Origin of the sequence: Serratia sp. X3 (assembly GCF_014982455.1) — a bacterium.
Classification (GTDB): Bacteria; Pseudomonadota; Gammaproteobacteria; order Enterobacterales; family Enterobacteriaceae; genus Serratia; species Serratia ureilytica.
Genome location: NZ_JADCNB010000002.1, coordinates 204,692 through 223,009 on the forward strand (window position 1 = coordinate 204,692; position 18,318 = coordinate 223,009).

The 18,318-nt window shown below is 63.3% G+C and carries 21 protein-coding genes; 9 read left to right on the forward strand and 12 right to left on the reverse strand.

All coding sequences use genetic code 11. The features are described from left to right. Nucleotides 1-24: 24 nt before the first annotated feature. A complete protein-coding gene (locus IMX17_RS11230) occupies nucleotides 25-459 on the forward strand; it encodes an Lrp/AsnC family transcriptional regulator (protein WP_042783967.1) in 435 nt (144 codons plus the stop codon). On the opposite strand, the gene dinG is transcribed toward IMX17_RS11230, so the two are convergent. The 4 genes from dinG to IMX17_RS11250 form a co-directional block, all read right to left on the reverse strand. After that, a complete protein-coding gene (gene dinG, locus IMX17_RS11235; protein ID WP_033642371.1) occupies nucleotides 460-2,658 on the reverse strand; it encodes an ATP-dependent DNA helicase DinG in 2,199 nt (732 codons plus the stop codon). It lies immediately after the preceding gene. 66 nt (nucleotides 2,659-2,724) lie between these two features. Next, nucleotides 2,725-3,117, reverse strand: a complete 393-nt coding sequence (locus IMX17_RS11240; RefSeq protein WP_193549773.1) for a tautomerase family protein — start codon at nucleotides 3,115-3,117, stop codon at nucleotides 2,725-2,727. Beyond that, nucleotides 3,107-3,439 carry a carboxymuconolactone decarboxylase family protein gene (locus IMX17_RS11245; protein WP_046896920.1) on the reverse strand — a complete coding sequence of 111 codons (333 nt, stop codon included), beginning with the start codon at nucleotides 3,437-3,439 and terminating at the stop codon, nucleotides 3,107-3,109. The genes IMX17_RS11240 and IMX17_RS11245 overlap by 11 nt, the downstream gene beginning before the upstream one ends. 123 nt (nucleotides 3,440-3,562) lie before the next feature. Further along, nucleotides 3,563-4,219, reverse strand: a complete 657-nt coding sequence (locus IMX17_RS11250; protein WP_193549774.1) for a glutathione S-transferase family protein — start codon at nucleotides 4,217-4,219, stop codon at nucleotides 3,563-3,565. Nucleotides 4,220-4,459: 240 nt separating this feature from the next. On the opposite strand from IMX17_RS11250, the gene ompC reads away from it, so the two are divergent. From ompC to IMX17_RS11265, 3 genes are all read left to right on the forward strand, one after another. Next, nucleotides 4,460-5,557 carry a porin OmpC gene (gene ompC / locus IMX17_RS11255; protein ID WP_046896918.1) on the forward strand — a complete coding sequence of 366 codons (1,098 nt, stop codon included), beginning with the start codon at nucleotides 4,460-4,462 and terminating at the stop codon, nucleotides 5,555-5,557. A gap of 179 nt (nucleotides 5,558-5,736) precedes the next feature. Further along, entirely contained in the window at nucleotides 5,737-6,585 is an 849-nt protein-coding gene (locus IMX17_RS11260; RefSeq protein ID WP_193549775.1) for a GNAT family N-acetyltransferase, read from the forward strand. Nucleotides 6,586-6,600: 15 nt separating this feature from the next. Further along, nucleotides 6,601-7,431, forward strand: a complete 831-nt coding sequence (locus IMX17_RS11265) for a 5'-nucleotidase, lipoprotein e(P4) family (protein ID WP_193549776.1) — start codon at nucleotides 6,601-6,603, stop codon at nucleotides 7,429-7,431. A gap of 3 nt (nucleotides 7,432-7,434) precedes the next feature. Here IMX17_RS11265 and IMX17_RS11270 read toward each other — a convergent pair whose 3' ends face one another. From IMX17_RS11270 to IMX17_RS11280, 3 genes are all read right to left on the reverse strand, one after another. Then, entirely contained in the window at nucleotides 7,435-7,953 is a 519-nt protein-coding gene (locus tag IMX17_RS11270; RefSeq protein WP_193549777.1) for a GNAT family N-acetyltransferase, read from the reverse strand. 2 nt (nucleotides 7,954-7,955) lie between these two features. Next, the gene (locus IMX17_RS11275; RefSeq protein ID WP_193549778.1) at nucleotides 7,956-8,525 is read right to left on the reverse strand and encodes a helix-turn-helix domain-containing protein; all 570 of its coding nucleotides are present in this window, start codon (nucleotides 8,523-8,525) and stop codon (nucleotides 7,956-7,958) included. Between the two features lie 134 nt (nucleotides 8,526-8,659). Continuing rightward, nucleotides 8,660-10,105 (reverse strand): MFS transporter, encoded by a 1,446-nt coding sequence (locus tag IMX17_RS11280; protein ID WP_193549779.1) that lies wholly within the window; start codon nucleotides 10,103-10,105, stop codon nucleotides 8,660-8,662. Between the two features lie 103 nt (nucleotides 10,106-10,208). On the opposite strand from IMX17_RS11280, the gene IMX17_RS11285 reads away from it, so the two are divergent. The 4 genes from IMX17_RS11285 (at nucleotide 10,209) to IMX17_RS11300 (ending at nucleotide 12,848) form a co-directional block, all read left to right on the forward strand. After that, nucleotides 10,209-10,862 carry a metalloregulator ArsR/SmtB family transcription factor gene (locus tag IMX17_RS11285; protein WP_046896912.1) on the forward strand — a complete coding sequence of 218 codons (654 nt, stop codon included), beginning with the start codon at nucleotides 10,209-10,211 and terminating at the stop codon, nucleotides 10,860-10,862. 179 nt (nucleotides 10,863-11,041) lie between these two features. Further along, nucleotides 11,042-11,536: a DUF2878 domain-containing protein gene (locus IMX17_RS11290; RefSeq protein WP_046896911.1), complete on the forward strand. Its 495-nt coding sequence runs from the start codon at nucleotides 11,042-11,044 to the stop codon at nucleotides 11,534-11,536. Nucleotides 11,537-11,644: 108 nt separating this feature from the next. Beyond that, nucleotides 11,645-12,568, forward strand: a complete 924-nt coding sequence (yedA, locus tag IMX17_RS11295) for a drug/metabolite exporter YedA (protein ID WP_182264896.1) — start codon at nucleotides 11,645-11,647, stop codon at nucleotides 12,566-12,568. A 103-nt stretch (nucleotides 12,569-12,671) separates the two neighbouring features. Further along, nucleotides 12,672-12,848: a hypothetical protein gene (locus IMX17_RS11300; protein WP_193549780.1), complete on the forward strand. Its 177-nt coding sequence runs from the start codon at nucleotides 12,672-12,674 to the stop codon at nucleotides 12,846-12,848. Here the strand turns inward: IMX17_RS11300 and IMX17_RS11305 are convergent. Then, the gene (locus IMX17_RS11305; protein WP_033637627.1) at nucleotides 12,836-13,747 is read right to left on the reverse strand and encodes a LysR family transcriptional regulator; all 912 of its coding nucleotides are present in this window, start codon (nucleotides 13,745-13,747) and stop codon (nucleotides 12,836-12,838) included. The genes IMX17_RS11300 and IMX17_RS11305 overlap by 13 nt on opposite strands. 134 nt (nucleotides 13,748-13,881) lie before the next feature. On the opposite strand from IMX17_RS11305, the gene IMX17_RS11310 reads away from it, so the two are divergent. Continuing rightward, on the forward strand, nucleotides 13,882-14,601 hold the full coding sequence (locus IMX17_RS11310) for an SDR family oxidoreductase (RefSeq protein WP_193549781.1): 720 nt from the start codon (nucleotides 13,882-13,884) through the stop codon (nucleotides 14,599-14,601). Between the two features lie 6 nt (nucleotides 14,602-14,607). Here the strand turns inward: IMX17_RS11310 and IMX17_RS11315 are convergent, their stop codons facing one another. Genes IMX17_RS11315 through IMX17_RS11330 form a run of 4 tightly spaced genes read right to left on the reverse strand, consistent with a single transcriptional unit; the run spans nucleotide 14,608 to nucleotide 18,260 of the window. Then, the gene (locus IMX17_RS11315) at nucleotides 14,608-15,369 is read right to left on the reverse strand and encodes a phosphate/phosphite/phosphonate ABC transporter substrate-binding protein (protein WP_182265125.1); all 762 of its coding nucleotides are present in this window, start codon (nucleotides 15,367-15,369) and stop codon (nucleotides 14,608-14,610) included. A 28-nt stretch (nucleotides 15,370-15,397) separates the two neighbouring features. Next, nucleotides 15,398-16,171 carry an ABC transporter permease gene (locus tag IMX17_RS11320; protein ID WP_046896907.1) on the reverse strand — a complete coding sequence of 258 codons (774 nt, stop codon included), beginning with the start codon at nucleotides 16,169-16,171 and terminating at the stop codon, nucleotides 15,398-15,400. Then, the gene (locus IMX17_RS11325) at nucleotides 16,168-17,103 is read right to left on the reverse strand and encodes an ABC transporter ATP-binding protein (RefSeq protein ID WP_046896906.1); all 936 of its coding nucleotides are present in this window, start codon (nucleotides 17,101-17,103) and stop codon (nucleotides 16,168-16,170) included. The genes IMX17_RS11320 and IMX17_RS11325 overlap by 4 nt, the downstream gene beginning before the upstream one ends. Then, complete coding sequence (locus IMX17_RS11330) at nucleotides 17,100-18,260, reverse strand: ABC transporter permease (protein ID WP_072628081.1); 1,161 nt, start codon at nucleotides 18,258-18,260, stop codon at nucleotides 17,100-17,102. The genes IMX17_RS11325 and IMX17_RS11330 overlap by 4 nt, the downstream gene beginning before the upstream one ends. Nucleotides 18,261-18,318: the final 58 nt, after the last annotated feature.

Consider the following 18,318-nt stretch of genomic DNA (forward strand, 5'->3'; position numbering starts at 1 on the left):
AAGAAAACACCTAACGGAGGCGTTATGGATGATATCGATCGCCAAATCCTGACCATTCTGGCGGAAGATGCGCGCGCATCGTTGAAAACGCTGAGCGCGCAGGTGGGCCTGTCGTCGCCGAGCACGTCGGAAAGACTGCGGCGGCTGGAGGAAAGCGGCGTGATCCAGGGCTATACCCTGAACGTCAATCTGCAGGCGGTGGGTTACGCCTTTCAGTCGCTGGTGCGCATCAAGCCGCTGCCGGGCATGCTGAAGAAGGTCGAACAGCTGATTCAGGCGATCCCGGAAGTGGTCGAATGCGATAAGGTGACCGGTGAAGACTGCTTTATCGTGCGGCTGGTGGCGCACTCGATGGAACAGCTCGACCACACCCTCGATCGGTTGGCCGAACACGCGCAGAGCAACACCTCGATCGTGAAAACCACGCCGGTCAAGCGCCGCCTGCCGCCGCTGCTCTGATCAACGCCGCCGTTTGCGGGCGAACGGGTTGCCGCGCTTCTTCTCTTTTTTAGCCGCGTCGGCGGCGGATTTCAGCGCCGCCAGATGCGCCTTGTCGGCCTCCGGCACCGCGCGCTGCTCAATCGGGAACACCGGCAACGACGCCAACAGCCGCGAACCGTAGTTTTTGGTCAACAGCCGGCGATCGTAGATCACGATCTCGCCATAACATTGGTTGCTGCGGATCAGGCGGCCGACCTGCTGGATCAGGTTGAACGAGGCGCTCGGCAGGCTCTGCACTTCGAACGGATAACGCTTCAGCGATTTCAGCCACTCGCCTTCGGTGATGATCACCGGGCTGTCGATCGGCGGGAACGCGATTTTGTGAATATGCACCTGGGTCAGCAGTTCGCCTTTCAGATCCAGCCCTTCGGCGAACGATTGCAGCCCCACCAGCACGCTGGCGACGCCCTTCTCCACCCGCTTGCGGTGCTCTTCCACCAGCCGGTAGCGCGGCTGGTCGCCCTGCACCAGCAGCATCAGCCGCAGATCGGTCACGTAGCTGAGGAAAGTCTGCATCGCCCGGTGGCTGCTGAACAGGATCAGCATGCCTTTGTGCTTGCCGCTCGCCTGCTCGGCGCGGAAAAACCGCGCCATTTCCTCAAGGTGCTCCGCCTCGTTGGCGAGCGCCGGTTCATAGCGCATCTGCGGAATGACAATCTTGCCCTGTTCGACGTGATTGAACGGCGATGAGAGCGTTTCGAAGCGATCGCCGGCCTTCTCGCTCAGCCCGCTCATCTCTTGCAAACGCGCGAAGCTGTTCAGTGAACGCAGCGTGGCCGAGGTGACCACCACGTGCGGCACCTTGCGCCACAGCAGCTTTTCCAGCTGATCGCTGACGCGAATGCCGACGCAGTGCAAATACAGATGGGTGACGTTATCGCGCAGTTCGCGCGTGACCCATTTGGAGATCGGCGCGTTGGACGACTTGTCGAGCGCCGCCAGCCGCCACAGCTTGCTCATCGCCTCCAGATAGCCCAGCGTGCGGCTCATCTGAATGATCGAGCGGTGCAGACGCATGATGTCGTGCTTGCCGGTCTGTTCGGTCAGATCGTTAAGCACGAACTCCGCCAGCCCGCGCAGCGCATCGGTCAGTTTGAACAGCCGTGCGCAGCTCTCCACCATCTCCGCGGGCAGCTCGCCCATTTCAAAACGGTGCTCGGCCGCCACGCTATCGCCGGGCAGATAGGCGCTGACCTGATGCTCGAAGATCTGCACCAGCTCGCGCAGCTCCTCGCAATGGTTTTTCAGCCGTTCGCTGTTGGCCAGCCCCGGCGGATTCTTCGGCCGGTACTGCGTCATGCACTGCTCGACCTGGCGCACGATCATGTCCAGCTGCAGGTTGGTCGACAGCGCGGTGATTTCCCCGTCGATCTCCAGCGCGTCGCGCGCCACCTCCGGCAAATGGTGGCCTTCGTCCAGCACCAGCAGCAGCTCTTTCGGGTTCGGCAGCACCGATTCCGTCTCCAGCGCCGCCATCACCAGCGCGTGGTTGGCCACCACCACGTCGGCGCTCTCGATCTCTTTGCGAGCGATATAGAACGGGCATTCGCGAATGTAGTGGCAATTGCGCCCCAGGCAGTTGGCCTTGTCGGTGCTCAGCTTGGCCCACAGCGGATCGTCGATGCTCTGCTGATAGTGATCGCGCAGCCCGTCCCACTCAAAGCGGGCCAGCGCCTTGGTCAGCTTCTGACACAGCGCCTGCTCTTCACCGCTGGACGGCGCCAGCTCGTCGTCGAGGAACAGCGTCAGATCGCCCTGTTGGCTGACGTCGGTGCTCATCGCCGCCAGGTTGCGCGGGCACACGTAACGCCCGCGGCCAAAGGCGCCGGTAAATTTCAGATCGGGAATAATCTTCTTCAGCAGCGGCAAATCCTTGCTGTAGATCTGATCCTGCAGCGCCACGTTGGCGGTGCTGACCACCAGCGGTTTGCTCTCCGCCCGCCCGACGGCGATGCCCGGTATCAGGTAAGACAGCGTTTTGCCGACGCCGGTCGGCGCCTCAATCGCCAGATGGCGCGGGTAGTCGCCGGCCAGCGTCTTCGCCACCTCAGCGATCATCTGGCGCTGGGGCGCGCGGGAAATGAAATCCGGTATTTGCTGCTGCAGGGCTTTGTACCACTGGCCAATCTGATCTTTAACTGCGGAGGAGAGCGCCATTCAACTCTTATCTAAACGAAATGATGGCGCTATTGTCCCACAGACCGCCGGCGGCGTCAGCCCGAGTTACGTCTGCGGATCGATCATCGAGGCGCGCCCGGCGCCGAACGACCATTCGTCCAACCGGGTGGTGGCGATCACCACCATCACATCCTCGGGGTTCAGCCGCAGGTTTTCCGCCAGCAGCGTCGCCAACCGCCGGTAAAAACGCCGCTTGGTGTCGCTGTCGCGCGGCCGCCCGGCGGTGATGTAGAACAGCACGAAATCCGCACTGCGCGGCCCGCCGAGATAGTCGCGATCGTAGATAAGCTCACCGGGGCGGTATTGATCGATCACCTGAAATTTGTCCGCCGGCGGCACCTCGAACGCCTCTACCAGCGCCTGATGCAGGCTGTCGGACAAGGTTTGCAGGTAGTCGGCGGATTTGCCCTGATGCAGGGCGATGCGGCTAAACGGCATGGGGCGCCTCCGGTTCAAGCTCGCGCAAGCGCGCCACGGCCGACGCCGCCGCGGGCCAGCCGGCGTAAAACGCCAGGTGGGTGATGAGCTCCACCAATTGCGGGCGATCGACGCCGTTGCGCTGCGCCAGCTGCAGATGAAACGGCAGTTGCTCCAGGCGGTTGAGCGCCACCAGCGCGGCGACGGTGATCAGGCTGCGCTCGCGCGGGCTCAGCTCTGGCCGCTGCCAGACATCGTCAAACAACACGCTGTCGCTGAGCTGCGCCAGCTTGGGGGCGATATCGCCGAACGCCTGTTGTCCGGCCCGGGATTCTAATGGCATCACACTCTCCTGTCAGTTGCGGATAGCCTTACGCTACCCGCCGACGAGGCGAGTGAAAATCGGGATTTTCGGCAGTCTCGGTTCAGAAAAACGGGAGGGTTCCCCGCCGACGGCGGGGAGATGTCACGATTCCAGCGGCGCAACGCCGTCGAAATGGGCGCTCAGCAGCGCATTCAGCTCCGGCCGCTGCTCCACCCGTGCGGCGATGGCGTAAAGCCGCGGGCAGTGTTGCCGGAACCACGCGCGCCCCGGCCGCCAGTTGCACATCACCGCCACGTACAGATCCAGCGCGCTGAAGCTCTTGCCGAGAAACCACGGGCCGGCGGCGCCGGCGGCGGCGTTCAACTGCCGCAATAAACGCTCGCGATAGCTCATCACTGCGTTTTTCAGCTGTTCCGCCCCTTCCGTTTTCGGCTGCCAGCGCTGGGGATGGTCGGCGTAGGTGAAAGTGGGATAAATCTCCGCGTTGATGAACAACAGCCAGCGTAAAAAGCGCGGCAACAGCGACGAGCCGCCGGGCGGCGCCAATTCAGCGTGCGGCGCGCGATCGTGCAGCAGCAGGATAATCGCCGCGCTCTCCGTCATCACTTCGTCATCAGGCAGCACCAGAGTGGGGACCTGGCCGAGCGGGTTCAACGCCAACAGGCGATCCCGCTCCGGGCCGTCCTGAGTGTAATCCACTTCCTCGTAGCCCCAGGGGAACGCGGTCAGCACCAACGCGGCGGCCACGATGGTCGAGCCACACCCCTGCGTACCGAACAATGTATAAGTATCGTGCATGATTCCTCCGGAAACCGATCAGGCTATCGGTAACTGTAGACCAGCCGCCGACCGTCGGTTGCAGAAAAAATTCACCCTTTGCGCGACTTTTTTAATCGTTCGACATGAAAATGAATTTTTTGTCATAAATAGATCACATTACTACGGTAAAAATTCTCCGCCGCCAACAACCGGACGGCACAGTAAAGCAGCAATGCAACTGATGATAGCGTCTTTTAATCGAATAAAGCAGGGTAACCCATGAAACGTAATCTTCTGGCCGTTATTATTCCGGCACTTTTACTTGCGCAAGCGGCACAGGCAGCAGAAATCTACAATAAAGACGGCAACAAACTCGATTTTTACGGTCGTGTGAAAGCCCTGCATTATTTCTCCGATGATGCCGGCAACGATGGCGATAAAACCTACGTCCGTATCGGCTTTAAAGGCGCCACCCAGATTAATGACATGCTGACCGGTTACGGCCAGTGGGAATATCAGATCGCCGCTAACCATTCTGAATCCGACGGCACCAAAGACACTAAAACACGTCTGGGCTTCGCAGGTCTGAAATATAAAGACCTCGGTTCTTTCGACTACGGTCGCAATTACGGCATTATTTACGACGTCGGCGCCTGGACGGATATGCTGCCTGAATTCGGCGACGACGCGTACGTCAAAACCGACAACTTCATGAACGGCCGCACCAACGGCGTCGCTACCTACCGTAACAACAACTTCTTCGGTCTGGTCGACGGCCTGAAATTCGCCGTCCAGTATCAGGGCAAGAACGAAAACGACAGCCGCTCCGCCAGCAAGGCGAACGGCGACGGCTGGGGTCTTTCCTCCAGCTATGAAATCATCGACGGCCTGAGCGTGGGTGCCGCCTATGCCTCTTCCAACCGCACCGCCAGTCAGAAAGCGGGCACCTTCGGTAAAGGCGACAAGGCCGATATCTGGGCCGCCGGTCTGAAGTATGACAACAACGATGTCTACCTGGCCGCGACCTACTCGGAAAGCCGCAACATCGCGCCAATTTCCGGCACCGCCACCATCAATAACCGCTCCACTTCCGTCAGCGGCTTCGCCAATAAAGCCGAAGGCCTGGAACTGGTTGCGCAATATCAGTTCGACTTCGGTCTGCGTCCATCGCTGGGCTACGTTCAGCAGAAGGGCAAAGATATTGAAGGCATCGGCGATGCCGACCTGGTGAAATATATCGACGTCGGCGCGTACTACTATTTCAACAAGAACATGTCGACCTATGTGGATTATAAAATCAACCAGCTCGACAGCAATAACAAGCTGGGTCTGAAAGACGACAACGTGATTGCCGTCGCCCTGACCTATCAGTTCTGATGTGATGAATGAATAACCACCACTGCAAACTTTAGCGTCACTTGATACCCAGAGTTTTATTTCGCCGGGCGGCTGCGTCCGGCTTTTTTGTTTTTATTTTCCCCGCCGGCGAATGCCCCCGCTTGCCTTGCCAAACAAACGGGTCTACATGTATAGCTTTCCTCCGAGCGGAATCAGCCATGCATAACGACGGTCGGTTTAACTATCACAACGCCGTGTGCTACAGCAGCGACGAACTGGCGAATATCCTCAACCACTGTTTTGAAAACTACATCGTGCGTTTCGTCCTCGACGGGCCGACCTTCGCCGCCCGCTTCGGCGCCGAAGATCTCAGCCTGAACGACAGCCTGATCGTCACCCATCGCCATGAACCGGTGGCGGTGGTGCTGATCGCTCGCCGCGGCCGGCACAGCCGGGTGGCGGCCTTTTCCGTGCGCCCGGAGATGCGCGGCCAGGGGCTGGGCAAGGCGCTGATGCAGCGCGTGGTGGCGGATGCCCGTCAGCGCGGCGACCATCGGCTGTCGCTGGAAGTGATCGAAGGCAACGACGCCGCGCTGGCGCTGTACCACCGCGCCGGGCTGCGTATCGTGCGCACCCTGACCGGCCATCAGGCGCCGGCGGCCGTGCCGCCAGGCAAGGCGGTGCTGCAGGCGGTCGACCCGCTGACCGTCAGCCATCGCCTGACGGCGGAAGGCGCCACCGACCTGCCCTGGCTGATCGCCCCTGAATCGTTGTTCAAGCTGCCGGGCAAACCGCAAGCCTATACGCTCAATCGTCAGGTTTACGCCGTGGTGATGCCCGGTGCCGAGCATTGCTGGCTGCGCCTGATCTACGTGCCGCCGCAGCACCGCGGCCAGGGGCATGCCCGCGCCTTGCTGGCCGCGCTGCAAGCGCAGTTCGCCCCTTTGCCGCTGACCGCCAACGTCTTTGTGCCCGAGGTGGCCGCCCCCTTCTTTACGCATCTTGGCTGGCGGCAGGATCCCCTGCGTCAGTTCGAGATGGATATGCTGCTGGACAGCCCACAATAAAAAAGAGAGATAACAATGGCAGGAAAACAGGTACGCACACTCACCCTCGGCGCGGCGATGGGCGTCGCGCTGCTGGCCTTGACCGGTTGCGCGCAGCCGCCGCACACCGATGCGCAGGCCCAGCAGCGGCTGGCGGATCAATCGGTGCTGGCGGTCAACTGGTTCCAACAGTCCGGCGAATACCAGGCGCTGGCGCATCAGGCGTTCAACAGCGCGCAGCGCGCCTTCGATCAGGCCAGGGCCGCGCCAGGCCGTAAAAAGGCGGTGGTGGTCGATCTGGATGAAACCATGCTGGATAACAGCGCCTACTCCGGCTGGCAGGCGCAGCAAGGCCGACCGTACGACGGCGCGACTTGGGCCAAATGGACGCAGGCCGAACAGGCCGCCGCGGTGCCGGGCGCAGTGGCGTTCGCCCGCTACGTCAACGGCCATCAGGGGACGATGTTCTACGTCTCGAACCGCAAACAGAGCGACTACGCCGCCACGGTGGCCAACATGCAGAAGCTCGGTTTCACCGGCCTGTCGGCAAAAACCGTGCTGCTCAGCACCGACACCGCCAATAAACAGGCGCGCTTCGACGCCATCAAACAAGCCGGCTATGACATCGTGGTGTACGCGGGCGACAACCTGAACGACTTCGGCGCCGCGACTTATCACCAGGATAATGCGCAGCGCCGGGCGTTCGTCAGCGACAACCAGGCTAAGTTCGGCACCGAATTCATCGTGCTGCCCAACCCGATGTACGGCGATTGGGAAAACGGCCTGGCCCGCGACTACAACAAGCTAACGCCGCAGCAAAAGCTGCAGGTTCGCCAGCAGGCGATCAACGCCTGGCGCGGGCGCTAACCCTCACAGCAGTTTATACATATAGCAGGTGGCCTCCAACGCCCCGCCGTCGCTGGCGCGGGCGTATTGCGGGATATCGCCCGCCGACTCGAACCCCAATTGACGGTACAGCTCCTGCGCCGCGCTGCCGCTCAGGGTATCCAGCACCAACAGGCTGCGCTGATGACGCGCCGCCAGCGCCTGCACTTCCTGCATCAGCAGCCGGGCGACGCCCTGCCGCCGAGCCTGCGGGTGCACCATCAGCTTGACCACTTCCGCCCGGTGACGGCCGTTGTCCGGCATCGCCAGTAACAGCTGCACGGTGCCGACCGGCCGGCCGTTCGCGAGCGCCACCAGCATCGCACGCTCTCCCCGCGCGATGGCCGGCAGCAACCCCTGCCAAAATGCCTGCGCCTGCGTCAGCGTAAAGGGCATGACAAAACCGATGCTTGCGCCGTGCGCCACGCTGGCGTGCAGCATTTCGGCCAATTCGGCCATGGCGCTTTGCGCCGCGCCGGCGTCCCACTGTTGCAATTCGATCATGGCTATGGCCTGCAAATAACGAGGGTGTAATGGGCCGGCTCATCGCCGGGGACATGGAAACGGGAGGTGCCGAACAGGCGGTAGCGCAGGCAGTCGCCGGATGATAACCGGAAAACGCGCCCTTCCAGCGTCAACTCCAGCTGCCCGGACAGCAGCCAGAGATGGTGCTCCAGCGCCGGAATCGACGGCAGGTCGTAATCGATCTGCGCGCCGGCATCGAGCCGGGCTTCGATAAATTCGGCCTTATACAACGCAGCGGGGGGAGAAACGGAGCGACGGTGAAAACCGCTGGCGCGATCGACCCACACCGGTTGCTGCTGCGGCCGCAACAGCTCCGGCGGCTCGTCTTCGATCTCGCTCAGCAGGCGCGACATGGTCAACCCATAGGCGGCGCACAGCCGGTTCAGCAACGACGCCGTCGGGCTGGTCTCGGCGCGCTCCACCCGCGAGAGCGTCGCCCGGCTAAGATCGGTGCACTGCGCCAGCTCCTCCAGCGACCACGCCCGTTGCCGGCGCAAATCCGCCAGCCGCTGCGCCAACCTCAGGTCGGCATTGTCCAGACCGTTATCCATCGCTCACACTCCGCTTGAAAATCCCATATAAGAGAAATAATCTCAAATTAGAGATATAGCAAGCGGATTTTAACAATGTCGCGCAGGAATAACGCCAGGATCACCGCAAACATCGCCGAATGAGGAGAAGCGTTCTAGCACTCGCGCGAGGACGGGTTGGGTACAAAATTGCCCGTCTCGGCGGCCGGCGGCGCGATCGCGGCGCAGCGCCAGGCGCTGAATACCGCCAGCAGCGGCGCCAGCGCGAACGCCAGGAACAGCCAACGCGCCGCCGATGCCGCGCCGCCCGGATCGTTCAGCCCCGCCAGGTTGGCGGTCATCCCCGCCAGCGCCGCGCCGAATGCGGTGGCGAACAGCTGCACCGTGGTGATCGAGGCGCCGGCGATGTCTTTGTCCGCTTCAGGCGCCACCTGCAAAATGCGCGTCAGCAGATGCGGCCAGCCGAAGCCGATGCCGAAACCCACCAGCGACAACGCGATGACGATCGGGGTCAGCGCCTGCCAGTGACCGTCGGAGGGCGTCGGCATCAGGATCGCCAGCGCCAGCAGGCCCACCAGCACGAACAGCGGCCCGCTGACGATCGCCCGGCGAATGCCCGCCCCGCGCCAGCCGGAGCTGAGAATTTCGGACAACGTCCAGCCGGCGGCCATGGTCGCGGCGATATAGCCGGAGATCAGCGGCGACTGGCCGTGCAGCAACTGCAGGAAATAGGGCACGAAGATTTCGCTGGTCATGCCGATCACCAGCAACGACACCGTAATATAGAGCGCCGCCAGCGATGAGCCGCGCCGCAGCGCGCCGTGCGGCAACAGGCGCGCGCGCGAGCGCGCCTCGCGCTTCATCAGCCAGGCCATCAGCGCCAGCGAAAGCGCGATGCCCGCCAGGTTGATCCAGACGCTGTGCGCCAGGCTGCCGGCGGACACCACCAGCACCGCCACGGTCAGCAACAGCAGCTGCGCGGTCGGCAGCGGCGCGGCCGCCTGCTGCGCCTGGCCCTTGGGCAGGATCAGGAAGGTAAACGCGGCGTACAGCGCCATGATCGGCAGCAGAATGCCGAAGGCCCAACGCCAGGCGTGCAACTCGGCAAAAATGCCGCCTACCGCCGGGCCGACCAGCGTGGCGATGCCCCACATCGCCGAGATAAGCGCCATGGCGCGCGGCCACAATCGCTGCTCGAACACCAGATTGATCATCGCGTAGGAGAGCGCAAAGATCAGCCCGCCGCCGAACCCCTGCACCGTGCGGCCGATCAGCATCACCGGCATGCTCGGCGCCAGCGCGCACAGCCCCGCTCCGGCAATGAAAAACAGCGAAGCGACCAGATAGGCGTTGCGCGCGCCGTAGCCGCTGAGCAAGCGGGCCGACAGCGCGGAGCCGAGGATCGACGCCACCACGAACAGCGTGGTGTTCCAGGCATAGAGATCCAGACCGCCGATATCCTGCACCACCGAGGGCAGAATGGTGGTGGCGACCAGAATATTGATGGCATGCAGCGCCACGCCAAGCGAGAGCGCGATCGCACTGGCCGCATTTTTGCCGGAGAAAAGGTCACTCCAGCGGCTATCATCATGGGTTATCACGGTTGTTGTCCTGTTTTCAGAGGAATGGCATTGAGTTGGTCATGAGATTGCGTTAAATTTAACAAGAGTTATCTTGGAATAAGTTAGGGCGAGGCGGAGAAATATGTCAAGAATAAACTTGGAAAATGGCGGCAGCACCGCACAATCGGTCAGTGACCGCTTGCTGACGCTATTGAAGACCCGCGGCCCGCAGCAAGCCTCAGACGCAGGAAAAGTGCTCGGCACCACCGGTGAAGCGGCCCGGCAGCAGTTCGTCAAGCTGGCGAAAGAGGGGCTGGTCGAAGCGGTAGCGGAAACGCGCGGCGTGGGCCGCCCGGTGCAGCTGTGGCATTTGACTGCCGCCGGTAACGCACGCTTTCCTGACACCCATGCGGATCTGACGGTGCAGCTGCTGCGCACCGTGCGTGACAAGCTGGGTGAACAGGCGATCGACCTGCTGATCGAGACCCGTGAGCAGGAAAACCGCATCAACTACAAGCAGGCGATGATCGGCGCCACCGATCTGCGCGAACGCGTGGCGCGCCTCACCGAGATCCGCTGCCGCGAAGGGTATATGGCCGAATGGCGTCAGGAGGAAGACGGCGCCTATCTGCTGGTGGAAAACCACTGCCCGATCTGCGCCGCCGCCACCGTCTGCCAGGGCTTCTGCCGCGCTGAGCTGAGCATCTTCACCGAAGTGCTGCAGGCGCAGGTGGAGCGCGCCGAACACATTCTGGCCGGCTCACGCCGCTGCGCCTACCGGATTTCTCTCTTGTAACACCGGTTTTTGCCCGCGTTTTCAACCGGTACAGATTATTCTGCTTGTGCACCCCGCACCTTCCCTTCTAAGGTTGAATTATCGAATATTCAGGCAAACAACGGGCCCCGCGCCCGTTCTGACACCTCCGTCGGCGCGCTGCGCGCGCGGCGGCAGAGTAACCCCACGGGAGTTGAACGATGAAGAAGCCGCATGCCGGATTCTGGCTGGCGACGCTGGGGCTGGGCGTCTGCTGGCTGCTGGCGCTGCTGACTCGCGATCGGCTCAACGGCATACTGCTGGCCGGTGCGGCGCTGGCGCTGATCTTTACCCCCGCCGCCCGCCGCAAGGGCGCCGCCCTGGCCGCCTTGGGCGGCATCGGCATGGATGGTCTGTGGAGCTACAGCGGCGTGCTGCATTACAGCGGGCAACACGGCCTGCCGCTCTGGACCATCGCGCTGTGGATCGGCTTCGGCTGCTGGTGGTATTGGCTGTTGGACGTGGTCAGAGCGGCGCCCTGGCCGCTGGCGGTATTGGGCGCCGCCCTCGGCCCTTTCGCCTACGCCGTCTCCTGGAAACTGGACGCCCTGCTGCCCGGCGTGCCGCCGGAGTTCATGCTGCTGCTGCTGGCCATCGGCTGGTCGATTTATCTGCCGGCCGTCAGTTGGCTGCAGTGGAAACAGCAAGGCCATTGAACGGCTTTCGGCCGCCGGAAAAATAATGCCGCAGGCCATTGCTTATCGGTTGCCCGATCGGGTTTACTGAGCGTTCTAATAATAATCATTCCCGCAAAATACAATCCTATGCTTAGCCAACAAAGCCGTAGCGTCCTGCCGTTGATCGGGGCGTTGTTCACGTTATATATCGTTTGGGGTTCCACCTATTTCGTCATTCGTCTGGGCGTCGAACAGTGGCCGCCGCTGATGATGGCCGGGATTCGCTTTCTGCTAGCCGGCATCGTGCTGTTCAGTTTCCTGGCCTGGCGCGGCCACGCGCTGCCGACGCCGAAGCAGTGGCTGGCCGCCGGCGCCATCGGCATTCTGCTGCTGGCGGTGGGCAACGGCCTGGTGACGGTGGCGGAACACCAACATGTGCCCTCCGGCATTGCGGCGGTGATGGTGGCGACGGTGCCGCTGTTCACCCTCTGCTTCAGCCTGCTGTGGGGCATGCGCAACACCAAGCTGGAATGGGCCGGCATCGCGCTCGGGTTGGTGGGCATCGTGCTGCTTAATACCGGCAACAACCTGGTGGGCAATCCGACCGGCGCGCTGCTGATTTTGCTGGCTTCGGCCAGCTGGGCCTTCGGATCGGTGTTGGGATCGCGCATCTCGCTGCCGGCCGGGCCGATGGCCGGCGCGGCGGAGATGCTGGTCGCCGGCGTGGTGTTATTGGCAGCCAGCCAGCTGAGCGGCGAGCGCCTCGTTCAGATGCCGAGCACCGCCGGCTTTCTGGCGCTGGGCTATCTGATCGTCTTCGGTTCGATGCTGGCGATCAGCGCCTATATGTTCTTGTTGAAGAACGTGCGCCCGGCGGTCGCCACCAGCTATGCCTACGTCAACCCGGTGGTGGCGGTGCTGCTCGGCATCGGTTTTGCCGGTGAATCGCTGGCGCCGCGCGAGTGGCTGGCGCTGGTGATCATCGTGGCGGCGGTGGTGCTGGTGACGCTGGGAAAATACCTGTTCGCCCGCCCGGCCAACGTACAGGCCATCGACTGCGAACGGCGATGATCACAAAGGGCGGTCTGCGGGCCGCCGTTAAAAACGATTCTTGTTTCACCCGGCGAAGGGGCTATAATTCCCGCTGTTCCAAGCAACCTGCGAAATTATTCCTATGCTGAAAAAAGCGTTCGTCATCGTCATCGCCCTGTGCGCCTTCGGTTCTCTGGGCGGCGTATTCCTCGCCGGGCTGAACATCTACACCCGTTCCACCACCCCGCACGAAGAAAGCGCGCCTGCCGGTGATACCGCCGCTACGCCGGCGCAAACCGAACCCCTTCAGGCCAAGTGATCGTCCATCCAGCGCTGGCAGCGCTGCTGTAAAAAGCGCTGCAGTTGCCTGACGCGCTCCGACACCTGCGAACGATGCGGGCAGACCAGATTGATCGGCACCGCGTCGCTGCGCCATTCCGGCAACAGTTGCACCAGCCGCCCGGCGTGAATGTCGGCCGCCACGTCGATCGCCGACTTGCGCACCACGCCGTGCCCCGCCAGCGCCCAGCGCCGCGCCACCTCGCCGTCATCGGTAAAATAGCTGCCGTTCAGCGGCACTTCGACCCCCTCCTCACCGCGCCACAGCCGCCATTCCACCTGCCGTTTGCCGCTGGGCTGATACACCAGAATGCTGTGCCGGGCCAGATCGGCCGGCGTTTGCGGCGCGCCGTGACGCCGCAGGTAATCCGGGCTGGCGCAGATCAACCGCCGATGCTGCGGCAAGATCGGCAGCGCCACCAGCGAAGAGTCGGCCAGCGGCCCGAAGCGCAACGCCACGTCCACCGGTTCGCGGAACAGGTCGGCCTGCCGATCGTTGATCAGAAGCTGCAGCTGAATATGCGGATGCTGCAGGCGGAACTCATCCAGCCAGCAGAGCAGCAAATTGCGGCCAAAATCCGACGGCGCGGAAATCTGCAGCACCCCGGACAGCCCCTGATGCTTCTCGCGGATCGCCTGCTCTCCTTCGGCTAACGCGCCCAGCGCCAGGCGCGCGCTGTCGAGATAGCGAGCCCCCTCCTCCGTTAACCTCAGGCTGCGGGTGGAACGCACCAGCAGCCGCGCGCCCAACTGCTGCTCCAGCCTTTTCACCGCAATGCTGGCCGCCGCCGGCGTCATGTCCAGCGCGCGCGCCGCGGCGGAAAAACTGCCACCGTCCACCGTGCGGACAAACACCTCGAGATCGACAAATGAGGTCATCTGCTCCCCCTCTTTTTAGCCCAATCAATTATTAATATTAATTTACAAGTGTTTACTATTAGGCGGGCTTTTTTCCTCATTTTCAATCAGGAAAGATAGATCCCGTTGAAACTTACCTAAAAAGAGGCCTTAACATGACGATTCCTGACTCCCCCCTGAAACGACAAAAGCTGGTGATCCTGGGCGGCACCAGCGGCATTGGCGCCGCGGTGGCCTACGCAGCGGCGGCGCGCGGCGCTGAAGTGGTGCTGGCTTCGCGCCGCCTTCCCCACGCCGGGGAGAAAAACGACGCGCTGCATCTGATGCAGGCCGATCTAACCGATGAAGCGTCGCTGCATGCGCTGTTTGCCGCCGTCGGCGCTTTCGACCATCTGGTGATCACCGCCGGGCCGCTGGTGCAGGCGAAACCGCTGGCGGAGACTGATTTTGAGCAGGCGCAGGCCGACTTCAACGTCAAATTCTGGGGCAGCTTGCGCGCGGTGCAGGCCGCGCTGCCGACGCTGGCGCCGCAGGGCTCCATCACCCTGACCTCCGGCCAGCTGTCGCGCAAATACCTCGGCGGTCAGTTGATCAAAACCGGCATCAACGCCGCGCTGGAAGCGGTCGGTAAACAGCTGGCGAAGGAACTGGCCCCGCGGCGGGTGAACGTGGTCAGCCCCGGCATCACCGCCACCGAAGCCTACGACGGCATGGGCGCCGCGCAGCGTCAGGCGCTGTTCGAGCGCGTGAGCGTCAGTCTGCCGGTCGGCCGGATCGGCCAGGCGGCCGACGTCGCGGCGGGTTACCTGCTGGCGATGGAGAACGGTTTCGTCACCGGCAGCGTGATCGACATCGACGGCGGCGGCCTGCTGTAACGGCGGCTAGAGCGCCGTTACGCCCTGTGCGGCGGCCTGTTGCTCCAGCACGGTGATAATCTGGTAAGCCGAGCGCGGCACCAGGCTGAAATCGCCGATTAGCAGGCGGTCGCTGACCGCCTCATCCAGCATCGCTCGGGCGCCGGCGCGCAGGATGTCCACCTGTTCCGGCGGCGTGCCGGCTGCGGTGATCAGCGGCAAACCCGGCACCGCCGCCGTGCGGCCGATGATTTTCAGCCCCTCCAGCGCCTGCGGCTGCGCGCGGCGCAGCAGTTCCATGCTGATGGAATCGATGGCGGCGATATCCGCCTGCCCGCTGCGGATCAGTTTCAGCGACTGATAATGCGCCCCGGAGGCGATAGCCGCACCGAAGAATTTCCCGTCCTGCGCCAGCGGTGCGATCAGCGCGCGCAAGCCGTTGTAGCCGGACTGGGAATCGGTGCTGTTATACGCCACCGTCCGGCCGCGAAAATCCGCCAGCCGTTCCCCGGAGTCGCCTGCGCGCACCACCAGCCAGCTGCGGTAATTAGGCCCGTCGCACCCTTCCACCCGATAATGATAGGTTCCAATCAGCTGCACCTGCGGCAGGCTGCTGACCAACGGATAACCACAGGTTTGGCTGAGCAAGAGATCCTCGCGCCGCCAATGCCGCGCCAAATCGTCCGGCCAGCTGAGCCGTTCCGGCGCCGCCGGCAGCCCCAGCCGCAGCAGCTTGCCGCGCAAGACCTGCCAGAAAGCGTCGGCCTGCTCCCGGCCAACGCCGTACATCGGTAGAGACACCTGCATCATTTCCCCCTTACCCCGCCGGAGTGGCCGCCAGCGTCTGCTGACGCCAGGCGGTGAGATAACGCACCCAACGTTCGAACAGCATATCGGTGATAATAGCCAACAACGCCACAACCGCCGCGCCCTGGATCACATAGGCGGTGTTAAACCCGGTCAGGCCGATGATGATCGGCGAACCGAGCGTTTTGGTACCGACGGTGGAAGCGATGGCCGCCGTGCCGATGTTAATGATTACCGACGTGCGGATCCCGGCGACGATCACCGGCGCCGCCAGCGGCAGTTCAACCCGCCACAGAATTTGCCAGGCGCTCATCCCCACGCCGCGGGCGATCTCGCGCGTGGCGGGCGGCACCGATTCGATGCCCGCCAGCGTACCCTGCAGGATCGGCAGCAAGCCGTACAGCACCAGCGCAATGATCGCCGGCTGCTCGCTGAAGCCCATCACCGGCACCGCCACCGCCAACACCGCCACCGGCGGGAAGGTCTGCCCCACCGCCACCACCGTTTCCAGCAGCGAACGAAACTCCCGGCCGCCGCGTCGGGTCACGGCGACGCCCGCCGCCACGCCGAGAGCCACCGCAATCAGGCTGGAGATCGCCACCAGCGACAGGTGCGCCCCCACCAGCGCGATAAAGCTGTCCTGCTGATAAATGGGCCGGTCCAGATCGGGGAACCAGGCGGCAAACAGACCGCGCAGATGATCCATGCCGAACACCAGCGCCAACAGCAGCGCCAGCGTCCAGGGCAGCGGATCGCGCAGCAGGCGCCAGAGACGCCCGCTCATGACAGCGCCTGCCCGGCGATCAGATCGTGGAAGTGCAGAACCCCCAACGCTTCGCCCCGTTCATCCACCACCGGCAGGCAGTCGCTGCCGCGCGCCACGAACACCGACAGCGCCTCGCGCAGGCTCATGGCGGCGGCGATCGGTTCGCCCCCGGCAACACCGGGCCGCACCCGCTCCGCCACCGTCCCCAGCGACAGCAGCTTGATGCCGCGATCGCTGCGCCCGAAAAAGTCACGCACGAAGTCGTTGGCCGGGGCGGTCAACAGCGTCAGCGGCGTGCCCTGTTGCACCACCCGCCCCTGATCGAGCAGTACCAGGCGATCCGCCAGGCCCAACGCCTCGTCGATGTCGTGCGTCACCAGCACAATGGTGCGGCCCGAGATCTGATGAATGCGGGCGATCTCCGCCTGCAGCGCCGTGCGGGTGACCGGATCCAACGCGCCGAACGGTTCGTCCATCAACAACACCTCGGGATCGGCGGCGAGCGCGCGCGCCACGCCAACCCGCTGCTGCTGCCCGCCGGAAAGCTGGTGCGGGTAGCGGCGACGAAACAGATCCGGTTCCAGGTGCAGCAGCTCCAGCAACTCGGTAACCCGATCGCGAATGCGCGCGCGCGGCCATTTCAGCAGCTGCGGCACGGTGGCGATGTTCTCCTCCACCGTCCAATGTGGAAACAGGCCGATCGATTGGATCGCATAACCCATGCGCCGCCGCAGATCCTGCGGTTTAAACGACTGGATCTCTTCGCCGGCAAAGAGAATCTTGCCCCGATCGTGTTCGATCAGGCGGTTGATCATTTTTAATGTCGTGGACTTGCCGGAACCCGAGGTGCCGATCAACACGGTGAATTCGCCCTCGGCGATGTGCAGCGTGAGATCGTCCACCGCCGGCTTGCCCTGAAAAATTTTGCTGACTTGCTCAAAGTGAATCATCGGCGCGATACGTCCAGGATTGAAACCCAAAATTTAAACAGCGAATCGACGATGACCGCCATCATGACCACCGGGATCACCCCCAGCAGAACCAGATCCAGCGCGCTGCTGAGCAGCCCCTGAAACACGATGGCGCCAAAGCCGCCGGCGCCGATCAGCGCCGCCACCACCGCCATGCCGACGGTTTGCACCGCCAGAATACGCACACCGGTCAGGAACAGCGGCAGCGCCAACGGCAGTTGCACGCGCAGGAAGATCTGCCCGCGCGTCAGCCCCATGCCGGTAGCGGACTCAATCACGCCGGCCGGCACGCTTTGCAGCCCCGCCACCACGCTGCGCACCAGCGGCAACAGCGCGTACAGCACCAGCGCCACGATCGCCGGCGCCATGCCGATACCGCTGACGCCGTGTTCCGCCAGCCAGGGCACTGCCGCCGCCAGCCCCGCCAGCGGCGCGATCAGCAGGCCGAACAGCGCGATGGAAGGCACGGTCTGGATAATGTTCAGCGCGGAGAAGATCGGCCGCTGCCAGCGCTCGGAGCGAAAACACAGCACCCCGAGCGGCACGCCGATCGCCAGCGCCGGCGCCATCGTCGCCAGCAGAATGGTCAGGTGCTGCAGCAGCGCGGCGTCAAACACCTCCTGCCGATTGTGGTACTCCTTCAGCAGCGACAGCTGATCGAGCTGATGGCCGAACAGCAGCAGCGCCGGCGGCACCAGCACCAGCGCGTTGCCGAGCATCCGCCGCAGGTGCGACGCGGTGAGGCGCGTCATGGCGTCGGCGGCGATCAGCAGGCTCAGCGCCATCGTCAGCCAGGCACCGCTGCCCCAAGAGGTGCGTGCCAGGCGCGATCCCTCCTGCGCCAGGCGTTCGGCGGCCTGTCCGCCGATCCAAAAGACCAGCGTCAGCACCCCGCAGGCGGCCAGCGCCGTCAACAGCGCACGCCCCCGCGTCGGCGGCAACAGGCTGAGGATCGCCAACGCCGCCAGCGGCAACAGCAGCCACAGCGCCGGGCCGTGCAGCAGGGAGAATAAAGACAGGCTTTTACCCGACAGCAGACGATTGGGGGCATAACTGAGGAACGGCAGGCCGAAGGCGGCCAGCAGCAACAACACGAACAGCGTTAACAACACGCGATGTTTTACGGCAATAGTCAAAGAAACTCTCCGGCGCCATCGGTTTTCCCCCTCTCCCGTAACAAGAGGGGGCACCTCG